Here is an 18,188-nt window from a genome sequence, read left to right as displayed (position 1 = left end):
TCCTATACATTGACGTCATCCAACATTTCACCTGCAATGAATAATTCCACTTTTTTCTGCTGTAATCGTTCCTGCCATTGTGTGGAGCTCTTTTGATCTGTAATCACCATCGAAACGTCCTCTAAATGACAAATATGCGCAAATGTAGAGACACCAAATTTCGTATGGTCTGCTAAAATAATCGTATTTTCTGCCCGCTCTATTAATTTCTTTGAAATCGCTGCGCCCGTAATATCATAGTCGGTAATACCATCTGCTAACGAAATTCCGCCTGCAGCAACAAAGGCTTTATTTGCCTTTAGTTGATTAAAAAATAACTCAGCTAATGGACCACCCATAAATTTTTGACGATGTTCATATTCTCCTCCCGCAAAGAGTACCTTCCCTTGAAAGCATTCTGCGGCTAATGATAAAACGGGGAGCGAATTTGTGACGACAATGACGTTGGGCTTATCACCTAAATAACGAACGATTTCATAGGCTGTTGTACCATGACCGATAAAAATAACATCTCCGTCTTCCACAATATTTGCAGCAGCCTTGCAAATCCTTCTCTTCTCTATATTGTTAAGTGACGTTTTCTGTTCAAAGGTCCTCTCATACTTTTCCTTTGCCTTCACAGCCCCCCCATAGACTTTGTGTAGAAGCCCTTCCTTCTCCAATCGATCCATATCTCTACGTATAGTCTCGCCTGATACATTTAATAGCTGCTCTGCATCACTTACCTTCACTTTTCCTTCTAAATCTAAAATATCTAAAATTACTTTTTTACGTTCCTCAAACGAAAGAGACATACATCATCACTCCAAACACAAAGTTAAATCCAACAAAATCCACAAATCCAACACTTTATTTCTGTATTCATGTGGATTTGTTTTGAATTTTAAATAATAGTTCAATAATTGTCAATACTCTGAATTTTATTTTCTGTATGATTTTTTCTCTTTAAAGCAACATATTTCTCCAAAGTGCAGAATTAAGACTCCACAAAAAACCAATTTCCATTTGCTTCAACTGCTCTTAAAAATCTTTTTCAAAATACTTTTCTACAACACTATTTTTCTCCATGAAAAAACCCCTTTATGGCAGAAACCATAAAGGGGGATGACGGGATTATTTTGTTAATTCCTCTACAAATTCAACAGGTACATATGTTTTGCCAGATTCTAATAAAGCTGGGGCTACTTTAAATTGGCGAAGCGCTTTATTATAACCATATTCTTTTTGACCTCGCGTAATTGTATACGAAAGGGCTCCTTTTGAAACAATGGCACCTTTTGGCGTTACTTCTACTTTAAAGCCTAGCTTTTCAGCAATTAAGCGTAACGGCACCATTTTTGTCCCATCTACTTCGTAAAAGTCTTTATTGATAATTTCTTGAACCGCTGAATCCACTGGTGCTGGTTCTGGGGTCGGAGCTGGATCCACTTCAACAGGCTCTTCCTTCTCAATCGTATCTAATACAATTACTTTTGAAGGCGGTGTTTGAGCAGGGATGCTCATCGTTGCAATTGTGTAGAACACGACTAAATGCTGCTCTTTTAAATCGTCCACTTTCACAGCTTTGCCAGTAGCACTCGCTAGCTTCGTGTCTTCCCCAACATTTAACTTGAGGTTATTTTCAGTATCCACTAAATCTTTATTGAAGAAATCCACTTCCACGCTACCCATTTCTTTTGTTTCTACAATGATTACTTCTGGGTTGTATTGTGGTGGATAAATCGCAAGCATTGGCTTCTTGGCATAAGAGTAAGCTGACACCTTATCTCCTTTTTGAAGCTTGACTTCTTTTCCCATATTGTCAAAAACCAATGAGTCTTTATTGGCAATCACAATATTTGTATTGTCACCATCAACCACTGTATAGTATGTGGCATTTTCACGTACTTCTACGTTTTCAACTGTACCTGTCACTTTAATAAAAATAGGCTGCACTTGTTGCTCCGAAGTTTCTGCGTTAATCACAGTAGCCTCTCCTTCGTTCGCTGATGCAGTTGGAGCTCCAATCGCGCCCCCTAATAATAATGCTGACATAGCAAATGGTACGACTTTCGTCATTTTCATACAAAAAGCATCTCCTTCATTTTCCCGAATTCAATAAAGTAGTCGTGTTCACACGAAAAAGGTTACAAACTGTCTCCATTTTTATGGCTAGAGCTTTGCTTCCTCATTTTGAGCGATAGCGATTTGCGAGCGACTTCTCTTGAATATTCGATTTACTAGATGGCGGTGCTTTGCTTTCGCGGATATTCGCTTCTTCGCAATTTTATTCTCCCCCGATCAAAAGATAAATCTCAGACGATTCAGGATGCGCTGTAAGAAATACTGGTTTTCGCTTTGCTGGGTTCTTAGCTCGCGGGCGACGTCGGGGTGGTCAGTGATGACGCCGCTGACATTTTTTTCGATAAAAGTTTGCAGGGAGCGGTCGTCATTGAGTGTCCAAACAAATAAATCGGTCGGATGTTGCTTCAATTCTTCGATAAGCTGCTCCGTTACCCAGGATTCCTCCAGTGCGATAAAATCAACATTTTCCTCCATCGGTCCAATATTGAGTGCATAGACAATACCGACTCGCAAATTCGGCACCAATTTTTTTAATTGCGTCATTTTCTGTCCATCAGCGGATTGCACATAATAGGAATCTAGCACCTTGTATTTTCGTAGCTTCTCTACTAATTTCGGTAAAACATCTTCTGTTTCTTGACCATGCACCTTTAATTCGATTAGAAGCGCCACATCTAACGCTTTGGCAATTTCAATACAATCATCTAATGAAGCAATTTTATCGCTAAAGCCATTTTGATGAATGGTTAACGTTTTTAGTTCGCTCAGGGTCATATTCGCAATAACACCATTTTTACCTGCTAACCTTCGTAATGTTCGATCATGGAAGACGACGAATTCCCCATCCACCGTTTGTTGAATGTCGATTTCAATTAAATCTGCCCCCGCATTGGCTGCACTCACCAATCCACTAATTGTATTTTCTACATTGCCTGCTACATAGCCGCGGTGGGCAATAATTTTGGTATCTGGCGCATAGACACTTTTCTCTAATGAATTGATATTCATCATACTTAATACGAGAAACACAATGCCACTGATCAATAGTAATGGCTTATAGCGCCGCTTCCGATGTGTAGTCCCGCTCACTTTGCCTATAACTAGCGTATTATACGTAATGGCGACCATAACTTGTGAAAACATCGCCTGTAATAAACTAAATAGCACCACAAAGACCATTTCTAAAAAGGCTAGTGTCAGCCCAGCCGTAACCAAGGCTGCACTTGGCATTAAACGTTCAATTAAATAGAGCGGAAACGTAGCGACCACTGTGATACCAAGCATCATCAACAGATGACCTGTTAAAAGCATAGCTAGTAGCACGACTAGTTCAAATAAACCACGCTTGGAAAATCGCCAGCTTTGCTTAAAAGAACGCAAAATAGAGATGTTCGGCTGGATTGTAAAGATAGGTAACGTTAAGATACTTCGAATACCTATCATCACGATGATGCTTGCCACCGCAGCATATGCTAGCCTACCCGCTCGACTACTCATGATTTCTTCAGTTAGAAAATGTGGTAGGGAGATGGATTGAGTCAATGTAAGGGGTAGCATAAAGGAAGCTAGTGGCATTAATAGTGCTAAATAGACGATGAGAAAGAGAACTTGCACACTAAAAAAATAGACAACCTTGCGATTTAATTGTTGCCATAAAGGAAGAAATCGGTAGCGAAGTCCTCGTTGCTGATGAAAGGCCATGAGAAATAGAAAGCCCATCTCATAATATACAAATAATAAAAACAGCAAAATTAATAGACAAATCATTATCATCACAAAGGGATGCGTCACAAAGCTTTGCCAATTTTGCTCAGTAATATGTGTAAACCCTGTTACTCGTAGCATGAGCTTCAAAACGATAGAGGTTACAGGGATCATTAATAAAAACTGAAAGATTCTAATTAATGCGAAAACCTGTACATAATCGAATCGATAAACATAAATATTATGGACAGCCTGTCGCATTACTTGTCCTGCCTTGTGCACATACTCACCCCTATCATGCTGTTAAAATCGCTCACTACTAACGTATGTTTTGACTGCTATGGCCCATTCCTCAAAGCCAATAAAATAGCACTCCTCTACACCAAAGTAGGCGTCAATTTTTGTATTAATCGTGACAATCTCCATTTTTTTGAAACTTTTTAGCATGCCACCCTGTATATAACTAGATACCCACTACAGAAAGGAGCGCAAACATGAAATTCAACCTTGGCGATATCATTAGTACAATCGTTCTTTTATGTATGTTTCTAGCGATCTTTTTCGTGATGATCCATATGATCAAAAAAATGAAATCCACTGCCCCTGTGTCTCCTCCACCAACCATGCAACAGCAAGTAGAGGACTTATCAAAACGTGTGTCGACCTTAGAACAACAAGTAAAACAACTAGCTGACAAACAATAGTCCCATAAAAAAATCGCTGGGAAGGATAACCTTCTCAGCGATTTTCATATACTATCTGACCATTCACAACCGTGCATGCGACTTGAATGTGTGGAAGCTGCTCCATCTCTACCGTAAAAACGTCCTCTTGTAAAATCGTAAAGTCTGCTGCAAAGCCTGCTGCAATTTTGCCACGCATCAATTGCTGTCCAATGATTTCAGCAGCCCCTACTGTGTACAAACGGACTGCCTCAAATCTAGAAATTTTCTCATGCGGGTTATAGCCATCATGTGACTCCCCAAAATTTCTTCTAGTGACAGCCGCATAAATACCATGCAACGGGTTTGGCACTTCAATCGGCGCATCACTGCCGCCTGCGACAATCAGCCCTCTGTCAAGAAGCGACTTTAAAGGATGTAAGCCCTGTGCGCGCTCCTCTCCAAGTCTCGATAGCTCTGCTTGGTATTCCCCCTGTACAAACTGCGGCTGCATATCCACTGCCACTGGTAATGCAGCTAGCTTAGCTAATAGCTCCTCATCAACTAAGCTACAGTGTATCACCCGATCAAGCTGACCTTCCTGAGGAGGATATGCCGCAAAAACGTCTAAAATCGTGTCTATTGCTAAATCGCCAATGGCATGCACGGCAACGGTTTGTCCATATTGACGTGCCAGCTGAACATAGCTTGCTAATTGCTCGGTTGTATGAATAAGCATCCCTGCATTGTCTGGATCATCACAGTAAGGCAGACGTAGTGCAGCCGTACGACCTCCAAAGGCTCCATCAATAAAAATTTTCATCGCACCAAACGCCAAAAATGGTGAGGAAGCTAAATCCATCTTCGCAACCTCTTCAAAGACTGTATGATGCTGTAATAAATGCACCTTAAAGGATTGCTGTGCCTCTACTATTTTGCGATAAGCCTGAATCGGCTGGCTTGGCGGTCCATAATAGCTCAAATCCTCTGAATGTCCCCCTACTAAGCCATAGGATTGCAATGAGGTCACCGCCTTTGTCAGTGCATCCTCAATATACGCAGGTGTAATATGTGGCATATGGTTAACAATTAAATACAATGCGGCATCCTTTAGGATCCCTGTGAGCTGACCATCTACTTTGTCAATGACACCCCCCTCTGGCGAAGGAGTCCTGTTTGTAATTCCTGCAAAAGCGAGTGCCTTGGAATTGGCTAGGATCAAATGATGACAGCTCCGTTTAATGATTAAATGAGCATCTCCAAGGGCATCTAGCTCCGCTAAGGTCGGGAAAATGGGCTCCTCAAATTGGTTTTCATTTAGTCCAATCGCAATGACCCATTCATGTGCTGACGCCTCAGCCATTCGCTCCTGAAGTTTCACAAGTAACGCCTCTTTACTTGTAACCGCCGATACATCAAGATGCTTGAGCTTTTCTCCGTAGCCAATAATATGTAAATGACTGTCGACAAAGCCTGGATACATGATATTGCCCTCTAAATGTTGGATAGAAGCAGCTAGTGGCGACAAGCTCTCCGCTGAGCCTGTCGCCACAATTTTTCCATCTTCAACAAGGACTGCATCCACTGTTTCACCAACCTGAGCCATCGTGTAAATCTTACCACCTGTCCATAATGTTGCCAAAACAATTCCTCCTATGTCCTATGCTATTGCTTCAATTAAGTGCGCTCTTTCTAAGCGACGTCGAACAATCACACCAATCCATGCTGCAAGTACCGCTTTGACAATACCAACCACGATAAATGGTGCAACACCACCCATAAAGGCAGCTGTCCATGTATAATCTGCTACAATTTTTAACCACACTGTTCCAAACACTAACGTAACGAACATCCCAATGATATTCGCAATAATAGCTTGAGCAAATGTAATACCAAATTTATCTAAGTATAAGCCCATAATAATGGCTGTGGCAAGGAAGCCTACAATATATCCACCTGTTGGACCAACTAAAATCCCAAGTCCACCTGACATACCACTAAATACAGGTAAACCTACTGCGCCTAGTAAAATATATAATAGAACAGATAACGTGCCTAATCTTGTCCCTAAAATCGTCACGATGATGCCAACCGCTAACGTTTGACCTGTAATCGGGATAAGTGGTAGTGGAATTGTTACCTGTGCTAAAACCGCGATTATCGCTGCCCCAAATGCTGCTAACACATATTGATATGTACTTCCTTTTTTCAATGTAAAAAGCCTCCCCTTGTGCGTTAACTAATAATAAAAATAAGTTAACACAAAGATAAAGCAAATGAAAACCATTGTCAATCTATTTTAGAATAAAAAAAGAAATTGCTAGATTAGCCTAGCAATTTCCTGCCGAAATCATTACCATAAAGGTTCATTCATGGGATCTTTCTCTTGTAGCTTAAACACATATGGCGCAATTTGATAATGGTAAAAGAACATGCCCACTAAAAAGAAAATGAGACCGATAACAAAATGATGGAAAACATGCTGCAACATAATCAGTAGCGGCACTGGCATCGTCATTACACCACTGATTTGCATGGATTTTTTTGTGCGGTATTGTTTTTGTCCACAATGAGGGCACACAATTCCACTATTTTTGCGATATAATTTACGAGCATCCTTCTCAGACCAACTCTCCCCACATTCAATACAAACAGGTAAACCATACCCCTTTTTCATTAGATAGCGTTTGACAATAAATGTCGCCCCTATAAAGATGCTCAGTAAGATAAAGCCTCTTACATAATCCGAATTAAAAAGTGACCACCAATGCCAAGTATCTGACTGCAGGCTAGCCGCCTGATGGCCTGGACTCTGTTGCCCCTTCTGTTGTGTCAAGATATAGCTAAAACCAATAACAAAAATAGTAAAGGTAGCGAACACGATACGATAAGTCCATTGACCACCCGCTTTGCATTGAACTTTTCGTCGTGCTTTTTCCGCAATTACTTGTTTGCGCTGCTGTGTGAGCTTGACATCTTGTAGCTCCTTTAATACATCCTCTTTAAATTGATTCATGGCGTAGCACCTCCCAATCAAAGTCACCCATTGCTGTTGCTAATTGTTTACGAGCTCGCTGTAATCTTGTGCGAATCGTTGCTTCTGGACAGTGAACAAGCTGTGCAATTTCCACTGTCGACATCTCCTCGAAATAATACAGTATCAAGACCTCTCGATAGGCAACTGATAATGTAAACAATGCCTCCACCAGCTCTTTTTTTACAGTTTTCTCTAGCATCTCCTTTTCAGGTGTCATAGCTGTTGTGCGTCCCATGATTTTTTCAAACAATGTCAGTCGTTTACTTTTCCAACTTCGTAAATAATCGTGACTTCGATTAACCGTCATTTTCACTAAATATGTACGTAAGGATGCTTCCCTGCGAAATTGTTCCTGCTTTTGATAAAAGGCGATGAACACATCCTGCACGATGTCCTCCGCCGTCGCCTTATTTTTTACGTATAGATAGGCGACCTTTAGTAAGTAATCACCGTGCTCCTCGATTATCTGTTCAATAGCCATCATTGCCCTCACCTACTTTCTACACTACTGACGGAAGCCATAACGATTGCGATTCATTTTATCAAAAAAAAATCCGTAATTTTTAAATCATTACGGATTTCTTCAAGCTAAATACCTATTTTTTGCATCGTAGAGACAACTTTGACCATGCGATCGTCTAAATCAGCGCCTGTAAATCGAGGCAATCTCAGCTCATTCACGATAGCGCCATCAGACATAAAAAGGATACGCTCTGTTCTTGCGGCAATTTTTGGGTCATGGGTCACAAGCATTACCGTTGTGCCTTCACGATTGATGGAGGCTAATAAGTCCATGATTTCCTGAGCAGACGTTGAATTTAATGCGCCTGTGGGTTCATCTCCAAAGATCACTTGTGGGTTGCTGATCAAGGCACGGCAGATGCCTGCTCGTTGAAGCTGCCCACCAGACACCTGTGTAATATCTCGCCTTGCTAAGTCTGCGATCCCCATTTTGTTCATGATCTGTAGTGCCCTTTCTGTCAATGTCCTCACATTTTTTCGCTCATCACGCATCGCAGGTAACAGAATATTATCAAGGATATTTAAGCTCTTTAGAAAGGTTGGCTGCTGAAAGACAAAGCCCATTTTCGTTCTACGCAAATCAGCCAGCTCTTTGTCACTTAATGTAGTTAAATCCATTCCATCAAAGATGACCTGACCTTGATCAATACTGTCCATCCCGCTAAGGGCATACAACAGTGTTGATTTACCACAGCCTGATGGGCCCATAATGGAAATAAACTCCCCTTGACTGACTGTAACTGATACATCTAGTAAAACGGGATGCTTTTCATTGCCTACCTGAAACGCTTTTGCTATTTGCTCACCACTCACTATATTCATAGGTTCTACTCCTTTATATGCTCAATAATTTTTACCTGCCCTGCCCTTGACGTACCAAATAGTGTGGCTAGCAGTACGACACTTGTAAGCGCTAGTGGGCAAAAAACATAAGCTGCTAGTGGATTAATCATAAAATCAAATGAAGCGGCCCCGAATGAGGCAATGACCGTACTAGTTAAATATTCACCTAGCGTGTTTGCGAGCAACGTCCCCATCGAGATTGCTAGCAGTAATACAAAAATCGAACGTGCCGCATATTGTGTAGCTATATCGACATTTGTGAATCCTAATGCCTTCATGATCGCGATGGGCGCTTGATCCTTTGCAATCAACATATTCATAAATAAGAATGTCACGAGCACACCTAGCAATAAGGCAATGACGAGTGCTGCACGGGCTGCCTTTTCAATGGCATGAATCGTTGTACCAAAAGTTTGATAAATATAATCATCAATACCTGACACTTTGGCAAATGAGAAGGTTTTTGCATATTCCGCCCTTTTATCTGCAACAAGAGATGGATCTGACATCGTACTATAGACGACACTCCACATGCTATCCGTAGACTGGTCAGAGAAAGCTGCCTTAGCAGTCTTGCCGCCATTGGTAATATCTGAATAAATCCCGCTGACCCTCAAATTTTTCTTCTCTCCATTAATGACCACTGCTAAACTATCGCCAACCTTTTTTTGAAGCTCCCTCGCATTGAGCACCGAAAGCGCTACTTCATTAGGGGCAATTGGAGCCTCTCCATGAGCATATTCTAAGGGGAAGATCGTATGGTCACCCAGCTCTATCTTTAGGTTTTCCGCTGTTCCGTCCTCAGCAATTGTTGTGAACTTTTTTGTTGTCAAAACAGTGTAATTCTTAATGGCTGTGTCATGCTCAAGCGCCTCCATCACCGCTGCCACCTGTTGTTCATTTTGCTTGCCTTGTGGGATATCAATTCGGATGTCACTATTCCCAATCCCCATATACGTAATAAAGCTTTTAGCTGCAATCGTGTTGTGTAAGTTTTGTGGGACGATGATAATAAATGTTGCCAAAACTAATACTGCGAGCATTGTCGCATAAAGTGTTTTTCGTGATAGCACATCCTTCATGCCAAGGAAAAGATTAATCGGTAGCCTTTTATTGGCGCTAAGGTTCAATAATTTTGCATGTTGCGCTTTTCCTTGCATTGTGCCGAAGCGAATAGCCTGCGTGGCTGATAGCTTGCGAAACTGTTTCAGTACCGATTGTACATAGCCCATTATCATCATAAATACGAGCAACAACCCCAGAGCCGTGAACAACCAAATGAGTGAAACATTGTCCGTTTCTCCCATGAACAGACGGATATTTTCTAATAGAATATCTCGAAGGAAGAAGGAACAGGCAAAACCGAGCATACAGCCGATCACAGCTATAACACCATATTTGGCTAGATACATTTTCTGAATATCTGCCACCCGTAGGCCGATTGCTTTCATCACACCGATTTCTCGATAATCCTCTTCAATTTTAGTGAGCAATGTAAATCGAATACACATAAAAGCAATAGCGACTACAAGGAGACTAATGAGTAAGATCACAGCAATCATAAGCCCATCTGATATGGCATTCAGCATTTGAAAAAGTTGGTAGGTAATGGTCGGTCCGTTTGCTTCCAAACCCGCACTTATATAGGCTTCTTCAAAATTCTTTAAATCCTTCAAATCTTTCAAACGAAACTCAATTAAATATTCAATCGTGCCTGCTTCCTGGATTGCTGCAAAATCTTGTTCACTGACAAGAAAGCGTTTGGAGGAAGCCAGCATAGAGTTCATCTGTGAATCCCTTAGAAATCCAGCTATTGTAAAGATTTGATCATGAACGATTACGGTATCACCCAAGTCGGCAATGCCATCTTTCCAATAGCTTACAGGAACATAAATATCACCATTGGACACTTCAATCACATGACCATCAAGGTCAAGTAAATAATCAAAATTCTCACTTTGTGTGCTGAAACCATTGTCCTGCACACTGTGTGCCAAAGTGGTACCCGCAATATTGATCTTCGAGCCCTCCACATTTAGAAATTCATTCATTTGAAATTCATCTACATATTTATTTTGCTCTGCAAATTCAGTAAGCCGCACTTGATCAATTTCCCCTGCATGCATCTGAAGAAAATGAGACGTTTCTGCTTGTTTCATCAATGTGTCAATTGCACTTGTCAAATGGACAATAAGTATTGCTGATAGTGTGACAAGTAAAGCTGCTACCGCCACAAATAGCATGGTCATACCTGTAATTAGCTTGCTATTTGCCATATCATTTCGAACAATTTTCCAATACATAAGTCACCTCTTTGTATATTGTTAATCGCCATCAAATCTAACAAGACCTAAAATATTTAGTTCGGACTGCCTTCTCCTTTATTTCCAAACATTTGCATCATATACAATAAGCTACCACTTTCCACCCCTAGCATTCGTTCAATATTAAAAATCAATGCCGGAATACGAGCAGCACGTTCCTCATCTGTCATCAAGACGAGATCATCATCGAATACCGTATTGGTATAAGCGATAATCATTTCCATACACTCATAGGGATAAGGCGTTTGGTAAATACCTTGCTCAATGCCCTCTCGAATAATGGCAGTAAGGATTGGTGGTACTTGATTGATGACCACTTGCTGTATTTTACGGTGCATCAAGGCATTTTGCGGCCTATGAACATGCTCCATCATTTCCTGTCCACCCTGTTCATTTTGCATATTCAATGCCATGACAACGCGCAATATCCGCTCATTTACAGCTATAGTCTTGTCTGCTGCAACGGTTTTCGCCTTTGCTAGCATTGTGCTTGTATAACGCTCAATGAGTGCATCCATAATATCTTCCTTCGATTTAAAATGATAATAGAGTGTGCCTCGAGCAATGCCTACTTTCTCCAAAATATTACTCGTACTCGTACCATCAAACCCCTTCTGTGTAAATAATTCATCCGCTGCATCTAATATTTCATTTCTGCGTTCTTCCGCTTTTTTTATTTCTCTCATAAGACAACTCCTTATAATTGACCGACTGCCTGTCGATATATCTTTTCTTTATCCTAGCATAGGACTACTTCTGTTGGCAATAATTTCTACAAAAAAAGAATCTGCTTTATGCAGATCCTTATTTTTGTAGTTCCTCGTTCTTCCGATATTCCAAAATATCGCCAGGCTGGCAATCCAATGCCTCACAAATAGCCTCTAATGTTGAAAAGCGGATGGCTTTGGCCTTGCCGTTTTTTAAAATCGAAAGGTTCGCCATCGTGATGCCAACTTTTTCTGAAAGCTCTGTTACACTCATTTTTCGTTTCGCCAGCATTACATCAATGTTAATGATCATTGCCATAGTATTCACCTCAAACCGTTAGATCATTTTCTGATTTGATATCGATGGCATTTTTTAGAAGCTTTTGCAGTACAGCAGCAAAGACTGCCACGACAAAGGAAGCAAAAATAATGACCATTCCGATAAGGATAAGACCTGGGGCATCGTCTACTTCCGCAGCATAGTAGATCAGTGGCATGCCAACCACGTAAACACTACTAATTATAATTGCACAATATTTGATCTTAATTAAAGCCTTCACTGACAGCTCTGAAAATGCAATGTTTCGGTCAATATAGCTCAATAGTTTGATCGTCGTAAATAGCGCAACAAAATATGCAATAGCCGTTGCATAGACGCCAATTAAAGCAACAATGGTTAGAATGGGAGAATGCTCCACTGTATCCAATGCAACACGAGGCACCACCCATACACATAAGGCAAGAACGGGTATACCTATTAGAAAAACAGCTATCTTTAAAAAGAGCGTTTCTCGTTTCATCTTACGCACCTCTTTTATTTATTCTCCTGTTTAATTTATCACATAATTTATCGTTTTTCAATAAATTTTTATTCCAATTCAAGATGCACTATAACACCCATTATTTGGTTTACTTTACTTTTTATTGTGCTATAATCAATCCTACCATTAAAAAGGGGGTATTCGATGATTTATTCGCCAGCCGAAAAGACGATAGAAACACCTCGTTTAATACTTCGACTTTTTACAGAAGCAGATGCACAAGAAGTAAGTGTTTTATGTAACAATTATGCGATCTATAAAAGCACATTGAGTTTACCTTATCCTTATACATTAGAATGTGCATTATCATGGATTTCCACGCATCAACAAAACTTTGAGGAAAATCGAAGTTACGAATTCGCGATAACAGACAAACAAAGTGGACAATTATATGGAGCGATAGGACTGTCAAATCAATCCCAACATCAAAGAGGAGAAATCGCTTATTGGATTGGAGAGCCTTATTGGAGTAATGGCTACGGTACAGAAGCTGCTCAAGCGATGATTGAATTCGCCTTTCAGGAGAAACAGTATCATCGTATCTATGCCCGGTATTTCCAATCTAATCCCGCCTCTGGGAAAATTATGGAGAAATGTGGCATGCATTATGAGGGAACCTTAAAGGATCATATTTATAAAAACGGGACTTTTGAAGATATTGTGTTGTATGGCTTGCTTAATCCATCACACTAGCAACACGTTTACGAAAGAGGCACTTTCCGCGTAGATATGCCTCTCTCTCTTTTAAATACCATTTCCCACATCGCAATAATGATTATAGTGCGTAATTTGGTTGCGGCCATTACGCTTTGACTTATAGAGCGCTTCATCCGCATGCTGGATAAGCTCCTCTACTTTCTGAATTTTGCCATGATCATTCGTACTGACACCAATACTAAATTCCAACTGAACCGTTTGATTATTCACTGTCAGTGATAGTGCCGTTAAGGTTTGATACAGGTTGTCAGCCAATGTTTGCACTGATTCACCTTCCTTTACTTGACTCAACACAATGAATTCATCCCCCCCAAAACGGGCAACAATGGACTCAAAGGGCTGAAAATAGTCCTGTAAGGTTTTGGCTGTATTCGTCAAAGCATCATCGCCAAATAAATGACCATTCATGTCATTGATTTCTTTAAAATGGTCTAAATCCACCATCATCAAGGCCAATTGCTGATGTTTTTCAGCCGCCTTCTCGACCATCTTTTTGGCCTGTTCATCAAAATAGCGACGATTGTAAATATTCGTCAGAGGATCAATATAGGCATTTTTTTCAAACTGCTTCTTATGATCGTTATATTCCATTTCAAACAATACATGTGAATAGTTTTCACGCTGGATTTCTAATAAAATATTTATATATTCCTTTTGTATCGCACATAATACAATTTTATTGCCTTGCTCCTCAATTAGCTTCACTAAAGAATTATAAATTAGTTGAAGTAGAGAAAGGTCATTGTTTTGTAAAGCATAATGCTTTGTCTTTTGATATAAATCAATGGCCTCACTTATACGTCCCTGTCTTTCACACAGGAAGGCATAGGCATTGAGTACCTCAAGTTGTACTTTCGAATAGGGTGGATGATGAATGGTTGCCATTAATTCTTGTAATATCGTATTGGCTTCTTCAAATTCTTCAAGCCAAATAAGTGCAACAGCTAGGTTTGTCTTCGGATGGATAATCCCTGTATAAGGCTCTTTATGCTTCATTTCAAACGCATTCGCATAATATAAACTCTTTAAGGCAAATTCCTTAGCTGTCCGATAGCTTCCCATGGATATTTCAAGGTCGCTTAGGTTATTATAGATTTTCCCCATGCTCTCCACGTGCTGGATTGCTTCAGCAATTTTTAAGCCTTTCAACATCAACTCTTCTGATTTCTTTAAATGACCAAATGTTCCCCAATAAATGGCTGCTAAATTGTAATATTGAATTAAATCAATATCGTTGCCATGTTGAAATGTTAACTCACGATATTGTTCAAGGACACTTATAGAAAGCTGTAAATCACCCGTTTGAAAATAACTGGCACAGCTATAACGTAATAGAAGGATAGCCTTATCATACATTTCAAGCTTAATGGCACTTTCAATTGCGGCACTACTTATTTCTATATATTCTAAAAAACGATCCGCATTATATAGCTCATTAAGCGTAATCCATAGTTCTTCAAATTCTTGTGCGTTCATACCGCCCCTCCTTTTCTTCATCCTTACTTCTTTAATACTACCTTTGACCTTAAAATATTACAATTCTTTGGACTCATTTATTTTTTCGACATTAAGTAATTCAGCCTAATAACGAAAATCAGTGTGTATTTTTTCCTACATTCAATTAAAGGTTATTTTAACATGGTACTTTCACTATAATTTTCCCCTAAACAAAAAACAAGCCTCTTTCAAGAGACTTGTTAAGATTCTTCTATGCCTAGGATGGCTATTAATTCCTTCGCTCTGTTGGCACTAAGGTGAATTTCTCCGCTACCAGCCTTTTGGAGATAAATTGAACCGCCATAGCCCTTCCACATTTCAATACGGACGCCTTCTACTTCAAATGAATATTCGGGTGGTCTTTTCATATAATTTGCGGGCTGCCAAGGGATATCCTGTAAAAACTGAGCGACCTCTTTGTCATTTTCTAGCTCAAGCTTTTGAGTAATGGTTGGCTCTAGTTTTTCCAGTTTCGATAATAAACCATATTTTCTTACGACCCCGTTTTCCTCCGTACTGCCTGTTCCCATAGAAGTTAACGTAATATAATCCCCCTGCTTGACAGGAAAATCATCCAGCACAGGATACCAATCGGCCTGTTCATATTTTTCAGCAAGCTGTTCTTCTGCCATATGGTCAAGGTCCTCAGGAATCACCCCTTCAATAAATAAGAAAACATTCGCTTCAACCTTTGCAACTGTTCCGACCATTGAAGAGCCATGTGAACTGGTACGTATTACAATGTTATGCTCCTTTTGAAAGGCTGTTGCCTGCTCAGTATAATGCGCTTGGAAATATCGTTTAGCATCAATATTGGCTACTTCTTGGTAAGCATAAAAAGTTGGATATTTTTCTTTATAGAGAGCATATAGCTTTGTTCGCGTTGTATACATCGGCAGAAGGGGCTCGAGATATGTTTCAACATACTGTTTCGGTGCTAATCCCCGAAATAGTGCTTCGTATTCAGATGCTTGATAAAGCATTTCCAACTGTTCTACCTGCTTCTTTCTCTCCGCCTCTAGCTCTGCCTTAGAATAATCAATCCCTACTGATTTCGCAAAATAGTAGGCGGCAACGAGCTTCTCATACGATAGATAGGCTTCCTCTTTATAAAATTCCTGCTCTTTCCCTGGCCACATTAGCTGATTAAGACGTTCGAAATGCTCAAGCTGTCTTTCATGAAATAGTGAGGATGTTTGCTCTGTTTCGTTCGTAAGAAGCTGCACCATCATAAACCCCACCACACAAAGTGTCAGCACGACGGTTAATAGGGTGAAACGCAAAGGCTTCCTTCTATTGATAGACTGTTGTAGTACATGTTTTTTGACGCGTTCTTTGCTTGCTGTCATATCACCAGCGACTTTGAGTAATTCCTTCTGTATCTCATTCATGTCTAAGCACCTCCCATTCCTCCTGCTTCAGATGAGGCTTTAATGCTTCTCTTGCCCGCTTCAGTCTTGTTTTCACCGTATTCTCTGCAATGCCAAGTAGCTGGGCAATATCACGAATCTTCATTTCTTCAAAATAATAAAGGATAATGGGCTCCCGATAGGTAAGTGAAAGCTTTAAAATAGCTGCCCCAATTTGAGACCGTTCCTCTGCTGCCACCAGCTCATCTCGCTGTCTATTCCCCTGAACAGGAAATATTTTTTCTTGTAATAGTAATTTCTTATAATGCCAGCTTTTTAAATAATCCTTGCTTTGATTAATCGTTAGCGTGGATAAATACGCACGCAACTGCCCACGTTCTTCATAGCCACGCTGAGAAAATTTAATAAAGACCTCTTGCACAATATCCTCTGCGGTTTGTCGGTTCTTCACATAAAAATAGGCGAGACGTAATAAATGCGCTGCATGTTCTTCGATCATTTCCTCAAGTATGCCGTCCACCTCCCCTTCTTACACTATAAACGACTGCCACTGATTGAGCGTTTCATTTTTTTACTTTTTTTCTCAAGCACCTTGACCTTGGAGCATGCTCCAATGTTAGGATGAATTTAGGAGGTACTTACATGAAAATTAAACAATTCGCCGAGAAATTTCAATTAACAACCGATACCGTTCGCTACTATGAAAAAGAGGGGCTCTTACAGCCGCAAAAACAAGACAATGGCTACCGTGTGTATGATGCCATGTGTGAACATACAATGAAATTTATTATCGTTTTACGTCAGCTAGGCTTTACGCTCCAAGAAATTAAACATTTACTGACACTCGAACAAAAGCCTATTTCAACAGCATGTAATGAAGAAACGGTACAGCTATTTTCCACAAAGATTGCCCAGATTGAGCAGCAACTTCGATTCTATCAGCATGCGCTTCATTCGTTACAACTGACTAAAACGTTAATGGCTGACGGACAGTATGAAGAAAATCAAGAAAAAATTGCCTCACTCATTGAGGATATGTATCAAAATTTACTGGAAGGTCGTGGTTAAATGTCACTACGTAAAATCATCTCAATCGAATATATCCTTGCTTTCGTCATCACTGTTTTTTTCTATGGTCATCTAAATTTTTCATGGCTATATTTTATTGTATTTTTATTGCTCCCAGACATCACAATGGTTGGCTATCTCATCAATACAAAAATAGGCGCTCTTTTCTATAATATGGGGCATAGCTTTGTGCTACCTGCCATGATAATGGCGATTGGTTTACTAACGACTACACCAATACTTCTGATGGCTGCCCTGATTTGGCTCGCGCATATTTTCTTAGATCGCGCACTTGGCTATGGTTTAAAATATGAGGATGCTTTTAAGAAGACACATTTACAGCGGATTGCGTAATGAAAGATGGCTAGCCATTTAACACTGCGATTTTTAGTAGAAATGGGTTAGAAAAATTTCCTAATTAAATGCCCTCTTGGGGTGGGATTACCATTATTTATCATCGGAATATGGAGTTGCTCTCTTTAAGCTAGCTGTTCTTGCTTTCTATGAAACAGGCAGGACACTAATTGCTAGTATGTTTGCAAAAACCTCCTATTAGTATCCTCTTTATTATATTTCTACCATAAAAAAAGCAGGCTCCTCCACTCGGATCCTGCTCCTAATTATTTAGATGAATCTTTTTAACATTGATTCATATAGACCCACCATTAATAGTCCAATCAATATTGGAATAAGGGATGTAAAACTGAAATAAAAGCCTGCGTCCTGATATTGTCCCGTAAAGTGAAATTGTAGCCAAGACACCTCATATGTTTCCCCTACCCCATATAAAAAAATAGTGGTAAATAAAAATAATGCCAGACATTTTAGTCCTTGCGCTTTTTTCATAGTATC

General features: G+C 40.0%; 21 protein-coding genes. 4 read left to right on the top strand and 17 right to left on the bottom strand.

Features of this window, described 5'->3' with window-relative positions:
• Positions 1–2 precede the first annotated feature (2 nt).
• From MKZ14_RS08820 to MKZ14_RS08805, 4 genes are all read right to left on the bottom strand, one after another.
• Complete coding sequence (locus MKZ14_RS08820; protein WP_339280815.1) at positions 3–794, bottom strand: DeoR/GlpR family DNA-binding transcription regulator; 792 nt, start codon at positions 792–794, stop codon at positions 3–5.
• A gap of 319 nt (positions 795–1,113) precedes the next feature.
• Positions 1,114–2,064 carry a stalk domain-containing protein gene (locus MKZ14_RS08815; protein WP_036081307.1) on the bottom strand — a complete coding sequence of 317 codons (951 nt, stop codon included), beginning with the start codon at positions 2,062–2,064 and terminating at the stop codon, positions 1,114–1,116.
• Positions 2,065–2,280: 216 nt separating this feature from the next.
• A complete protein-coding gene (locus tag MKZ14_RS08810; RefSeq protein ID WP_115673991.1) occupies positions 2,281–4,050 on the bottom strand; it encodes a glycerophosphodiester phosphodiesterase in 1,770 nt (589 codons plus the stop codon).
• 21 nt (positions 4,051–4,071) lie between these two features.
• Entirely contained in the window at positions 4,072–4,215 is a 144-nt protein-coding gene (locus MKZ14_RS08805; protein WP_016994600.1) for a hypothetical protein, read from the bottom strand.
• Between the two features lie 47 nt (positions 4,216–4,262).
• On the opposite strand from MKZ14_RS08805, the gene MKZ14_RS08800 reads away from it, so the two are divergent.
• Positions 4,263–4,472, top strand: coding sequence for a hypothetical protein (locus MKZ14_RS08800; protein ID WP_016994601.1), 210 nt, complete (start codon positions 4,263–4,265; stop codon positions 4,470–4,472).
• 34 nt (positions 4,473–4,506) lie between these two features.
• Here MKZ14_RS08800 and MKZ14_RS08795 read toward each other — a convergent pair whose 3' ends face one another.
• From MKZ14_RS08795 to MKZ14_RS08755, 9 genes are all read right to left on the bottom strand, one after another.
• Positions 4,507–6,072 carry an amidohydrolase gene (locus tag MKZ14_RS08795; protein WP_339280814.1) on the bottom strand — a complete coding sequence of 522 codons (1,566 nt, stop codon included), beginning with the start codon at positions 6,070–6,072 and terminating at the stop codon, positions 4,507–4,509.
• An 18-nt stretch (positions 6,073–6,090) separates the two neighbouring features.
• On the bottom strand, positions 6,091–6,642 hold the full coding sequence (locus tag MKZ14_RS08790; protein WP_016994603.1) for a biotin transporter BioY: 552 nt from the start codon (positions 6,640–6,642) through the stop codon (positions 6,091–6,093).
• A 141-nt stretch (positions 6,643–6,783) separates the two neighbouring features.
• Complete coding sequence (locus MKZ14_RS08785; RefSeq protein WP_339280813.1) at positions 6,784–7,446, bottom strand: TIGR04104 family putative zinc finger protein; 663 nt, start codon at positions 7,444–7,446, stop codon at positions 6,784–6,786.
• Entirely contained in the window at positions 7,433–7,951 is a 519-nt protein-coding gene (locus MKZ14_RS08780) for a sigma-70 family RNA polymerase sigma factor (protein ID WP_339280812.1), read from the bottom strand. Before MKZ14_RS08780 ends, MKZ14_RS08785 begins: the two co-directional genes overlap by 14 nt.
• A 104-nt stretch (positions 7,952–8,055) precedes the next feature.
• Entirely contained in the window at positions 8,056–8,811 is a 756-nt protein-coding gene (locus MKZ14_RS08775) for an ABC transporter ATP-binding protein (protein ID WP_333004485.1), read from the bottom strand.
• 5 nt (positions 8,812–8,816) lie between these two features.
• The gene (locus MKZ14_RS08770) at positions 8,817–11,135 is read right to left on the bottom strand and encodes an ABC transporter permease (protein ID WP_339280811.1); all 2,319 of its coding nucleotides are present in this window, start codon (positions 11,133–11,135) and stop codon (positions 8,817–8,819) included.
• A 56-nt stretch (positions 11,136–11,191) separates the two neighbouring features.
• Positions 11,192–11,842 (bottom strand): TetR/AcrR family transcriptional regulator, encoded by a 651-nt coding sequence (locus MKZ14_RS08765; protein WP_103117875.1) that lies wholly within the window; start codon positions 11,840–11,842, stop codon positions 11,192–11,194.
• Positions 11,843–11,960: 118 nt separating this feature from the next.
• Entirely contained in the window at positions 11,961–12,182 is a 222-nt protein-coding gene (locus MKZ14_RS08760) for a helix-turn-helix transcriptional regulator (protein ID WP_004229042.1), read from the bottom strand.
• A gap of 10 nt (positions 12,183–12,192) precedes the next feature.
• Complete coding sequence (locus MKZ14_RS08755) at positions 12,193–12,663, bottom strand: DUF2975 domain-containing protein (RefSeq protein ID WP_339280810.1); 471 nt, start codon at positions 12,661–12,663, stop codon at positions 12,193–12,195.
• A gap of 165 nt (positions 12,664–12,828) precedes the next feature.
• Here MKZ14_RS08755 and MKZ14_RS08750 point away from each other — a divergent pair, with 165 nt between their 5' ends.
• Positions 12,829–13,377 carry a GNAT family N-acetyltransferase gene (locus MKZ14_RS08750; protein ID WP_333004478.1) on the top strand — a complete coding sequence of 183 codons (549 nt, stop codon included), beginning with the start codon at positions 12,829–12,831 and terminating at the stop codon, positions 13,375–13,377.
• Between the two features lie 51 nt (positions 13,378–13,428).
• Here the strand turns inward: MKZ14_RS08750 and MKZ14_RS08745 are convergent, their stop codons facing one another.
• The 3 genes from MKZ14_RS08745 to MKZ14_RS08735 all read right to left on the bottom strand — a co-directional run bounded on the left by MKZ14_RS08745 (position 13,429) and on the right by MKZ14_RS08735 (position 16,788).
• The gene (locus MKZ14_RS08745) at positions 13,429–14,877 is read right to left on the bottom strand and encodes a tetratricopeptide repeat-containing diguanylate cyclase (protein ID WP_036081333.1); all 1,449 of its coding nucleotides are present in this window, start codon (positions 14,875–14,877) and stop codon (positions 13,429–13,431) included.
• Between the two features lie 221 nt (positions 14,878–15,098).
• Positions 15,099–16,289 (bottom strand): hypothetical protein, encoded by a 1,191-nt coding sequence (locus MKZ14_RS08740; RefSeq protein ID WP_339280809.1) that lies wholly within the window; start codon positions 16,287–16,289, stop codon positions 15,099–15,101.
• Complete coding sequence (locus MKZ14_RS08735) at positions 16,282–16,788, bottom strand: sigma-70 family RNA polymerase sigma factor (RefSeq protein WP_016994614.1); 507 nt, start codon at positions 16,786–16,788, stop codon at positions 16,282–16,284. Before MKZ14_RS08735 ends, MKZ14_RS08740 begins: the two co-directional genes overlap by 8 nt.
• 122 nt (positions 16,789–16,910) lie before the next feature.
• Between MKZ14_RS08735 and MKZ14_RS08730 the strand changes: the two genes are divergently transcribed.
• Positions 16,911–17,336: a MerR family transcriptional regulator gene (locus MKZ14_RS08730; protein ID WP_312124876.1), complete on the top strand. Its 426-nt coding sequence runs from the start codon at positions 16,911–16,913 to the stop codon at positions 17,334–17,336.
• Positions 17,337–17,690 carry a DUF4260 domain-containing protein gene (locus MKZ14_RS08725; protein ID WP_312124874.1) on the top strand — a complete coding sequence of 118 codons (354 nt, stop codon included), beginning with the start codon at positions 17,337–17,339 and terminating at the stop codon, positions 17,688–17,690.
• A 270-nt stretch (positions 17,691–17,960) separates the two neighbouring features.
• Here MKZ14_RS08725 and MKZ14_RS08720 read toward each other — a convergent pair whose 3' ends face one another.
• A complete protein-coding gene (locus MKZ14_RS08720; protein ID WP_016994620.1) occupies positions 17,961–18,182 on the bottom strand; it encodes a hypothetical protein in 222 nt (73 codons plus the stop codon).
• Positions 18,183–18,188 lie beyond the last annotated feature (6 nt).

Origin of the sequence: Lysinibacillus sp. FSL P2-0066 (genome assembly GCF_037969495.1) — a bacterium.
GTDB lineage: Bacteria > Bacillota > Bacilli > Bacillales_A > Planococcaceae > Lysinibacillus > Lysinibacillus boronitolerans.
Note: the sequence above shows the minus strand (reverse complement) of the source record. Positions and strands in the feature narration are given on the sequence as shown.

Bases quoted from the DNA above. Each gene is read 5' to 3' on its own strand.
- MKZ14_RS08820 (WP_339280815.1), bottom strand. From the start codon at position 794: ATGTCTCTTTCGTTTGAGGAACGTAAAAAAGTAATTTTAGATATTTTA.
- MKZ14_RS08815 (WP_036081307.1), bottom strand. From the start codon at position 2,064: ATGAAAATGACGAAAGTCGTACCATTTGCTATGTCAGCATTATTATTA.
- MKZ14_RS08805 (WP_016994600.1), bottom strand. From the start codon at position 4,215: ATGCTAAAAAGTTTCAAAAAAATGGAGATTGTCACGATTAATACAAAA.
- MKZ14_RS08800 (WP_016994601.1), top strand. From the start codon at position 4,263: ATGAAATTCAACCTTGGCGATATCATTAGTACAATCGTTCTTTTATGT.
- MKZ14_RS08785 (WP_339280813.1), bottom strand. From the start codon at position 7,446: ATGAATCAATTTAAAGAGGATGTATTAAAGGAGCTACAAGATGTCAAG.
- MKZ14_RS08780 (WP_339280812.1), bottom strand. From the start codon at position 7,951: ATGATGGCTATTGAACAGATAATCGAGGAGCACGGTGATTACTTACTA.
- MKZ14_RS08775 (WP_333004485.1), bottom strand. From the start codon at position 8,811: ATGAATATAGTGAGTGGTGAGCAAATAGCAAAAGCGTTTCAGGTAGGC.
- MKZ14_RS08770 (WP_339280811.1), bottom strand. From the start codon at position 11,135: ATGTATTGGAAAATTGTTCGAAATGATATGGCAAATAGCAAGCTAATT.
- MKZ14_RS08765 (WP_103117875.1), bottom strand. From the start codon at position 11,842: ATGAGAGAAATAAAAAAAGCGGAAGAACGCAGAAATGAAATATTAGAT.
- MKZ14_RS08760 (WP_004229042.1), bottom strand. From the start codon at position 12,182: ATGGCAATGATCATTAACATTGATGTAATGCTGGCGAAACGAAAAATG.
- MKZ14_RS08755 (WP_339280810.1), bottom strand. From the start codon at position 12,663: ATGAAACGAGAAACGCTCTTTTTAAAGATAGCTGTTTTTCTAATAGGT.
- MKZ14_RS08750 (WP_333004478.1), top strand. From the start codon at position 12,829: ATGATTTATTCGCCAGCCGAAAAGACGATAGAAACACCTCGTTTAATA.
- MKZ14_RS08745 (WP_036081333.1), bottom strand. From the start codon at position 14,877: ATGAACGCACAAGAATTTGAAGAACTATGGATTACGCTTAATGAGCTA.
- MKZ14_RS08740 (WP_339280809.1), bottom strand. From the start codon at position 16,289: ATGAATGAGATACAGAAGGAATTACTCAAAGTCGCTGGTGATATGACA.
- MKZ14_RS08730 (WP_312124876.1), top strand. From the start codon at position 16,911: ATGAAAATTAAACAATTCGCCGAGAAATTTCAATTAACAACCGATACC.
- MKZ14_RS08725 (WP_312124874.1), top strand. From the start codon at position 17,337: ATGTCACTACGTAAAATCATCTCAATCGAATATATCCTTGCTTTCGTC.
- MKZ14_RS08720 (WP_016994620.1), bottom strand. From the start codon at position 18,182: ATGAAAAAAGCGCAAGGACTAAAATGTCTGGCATTATTTTTATTTACC.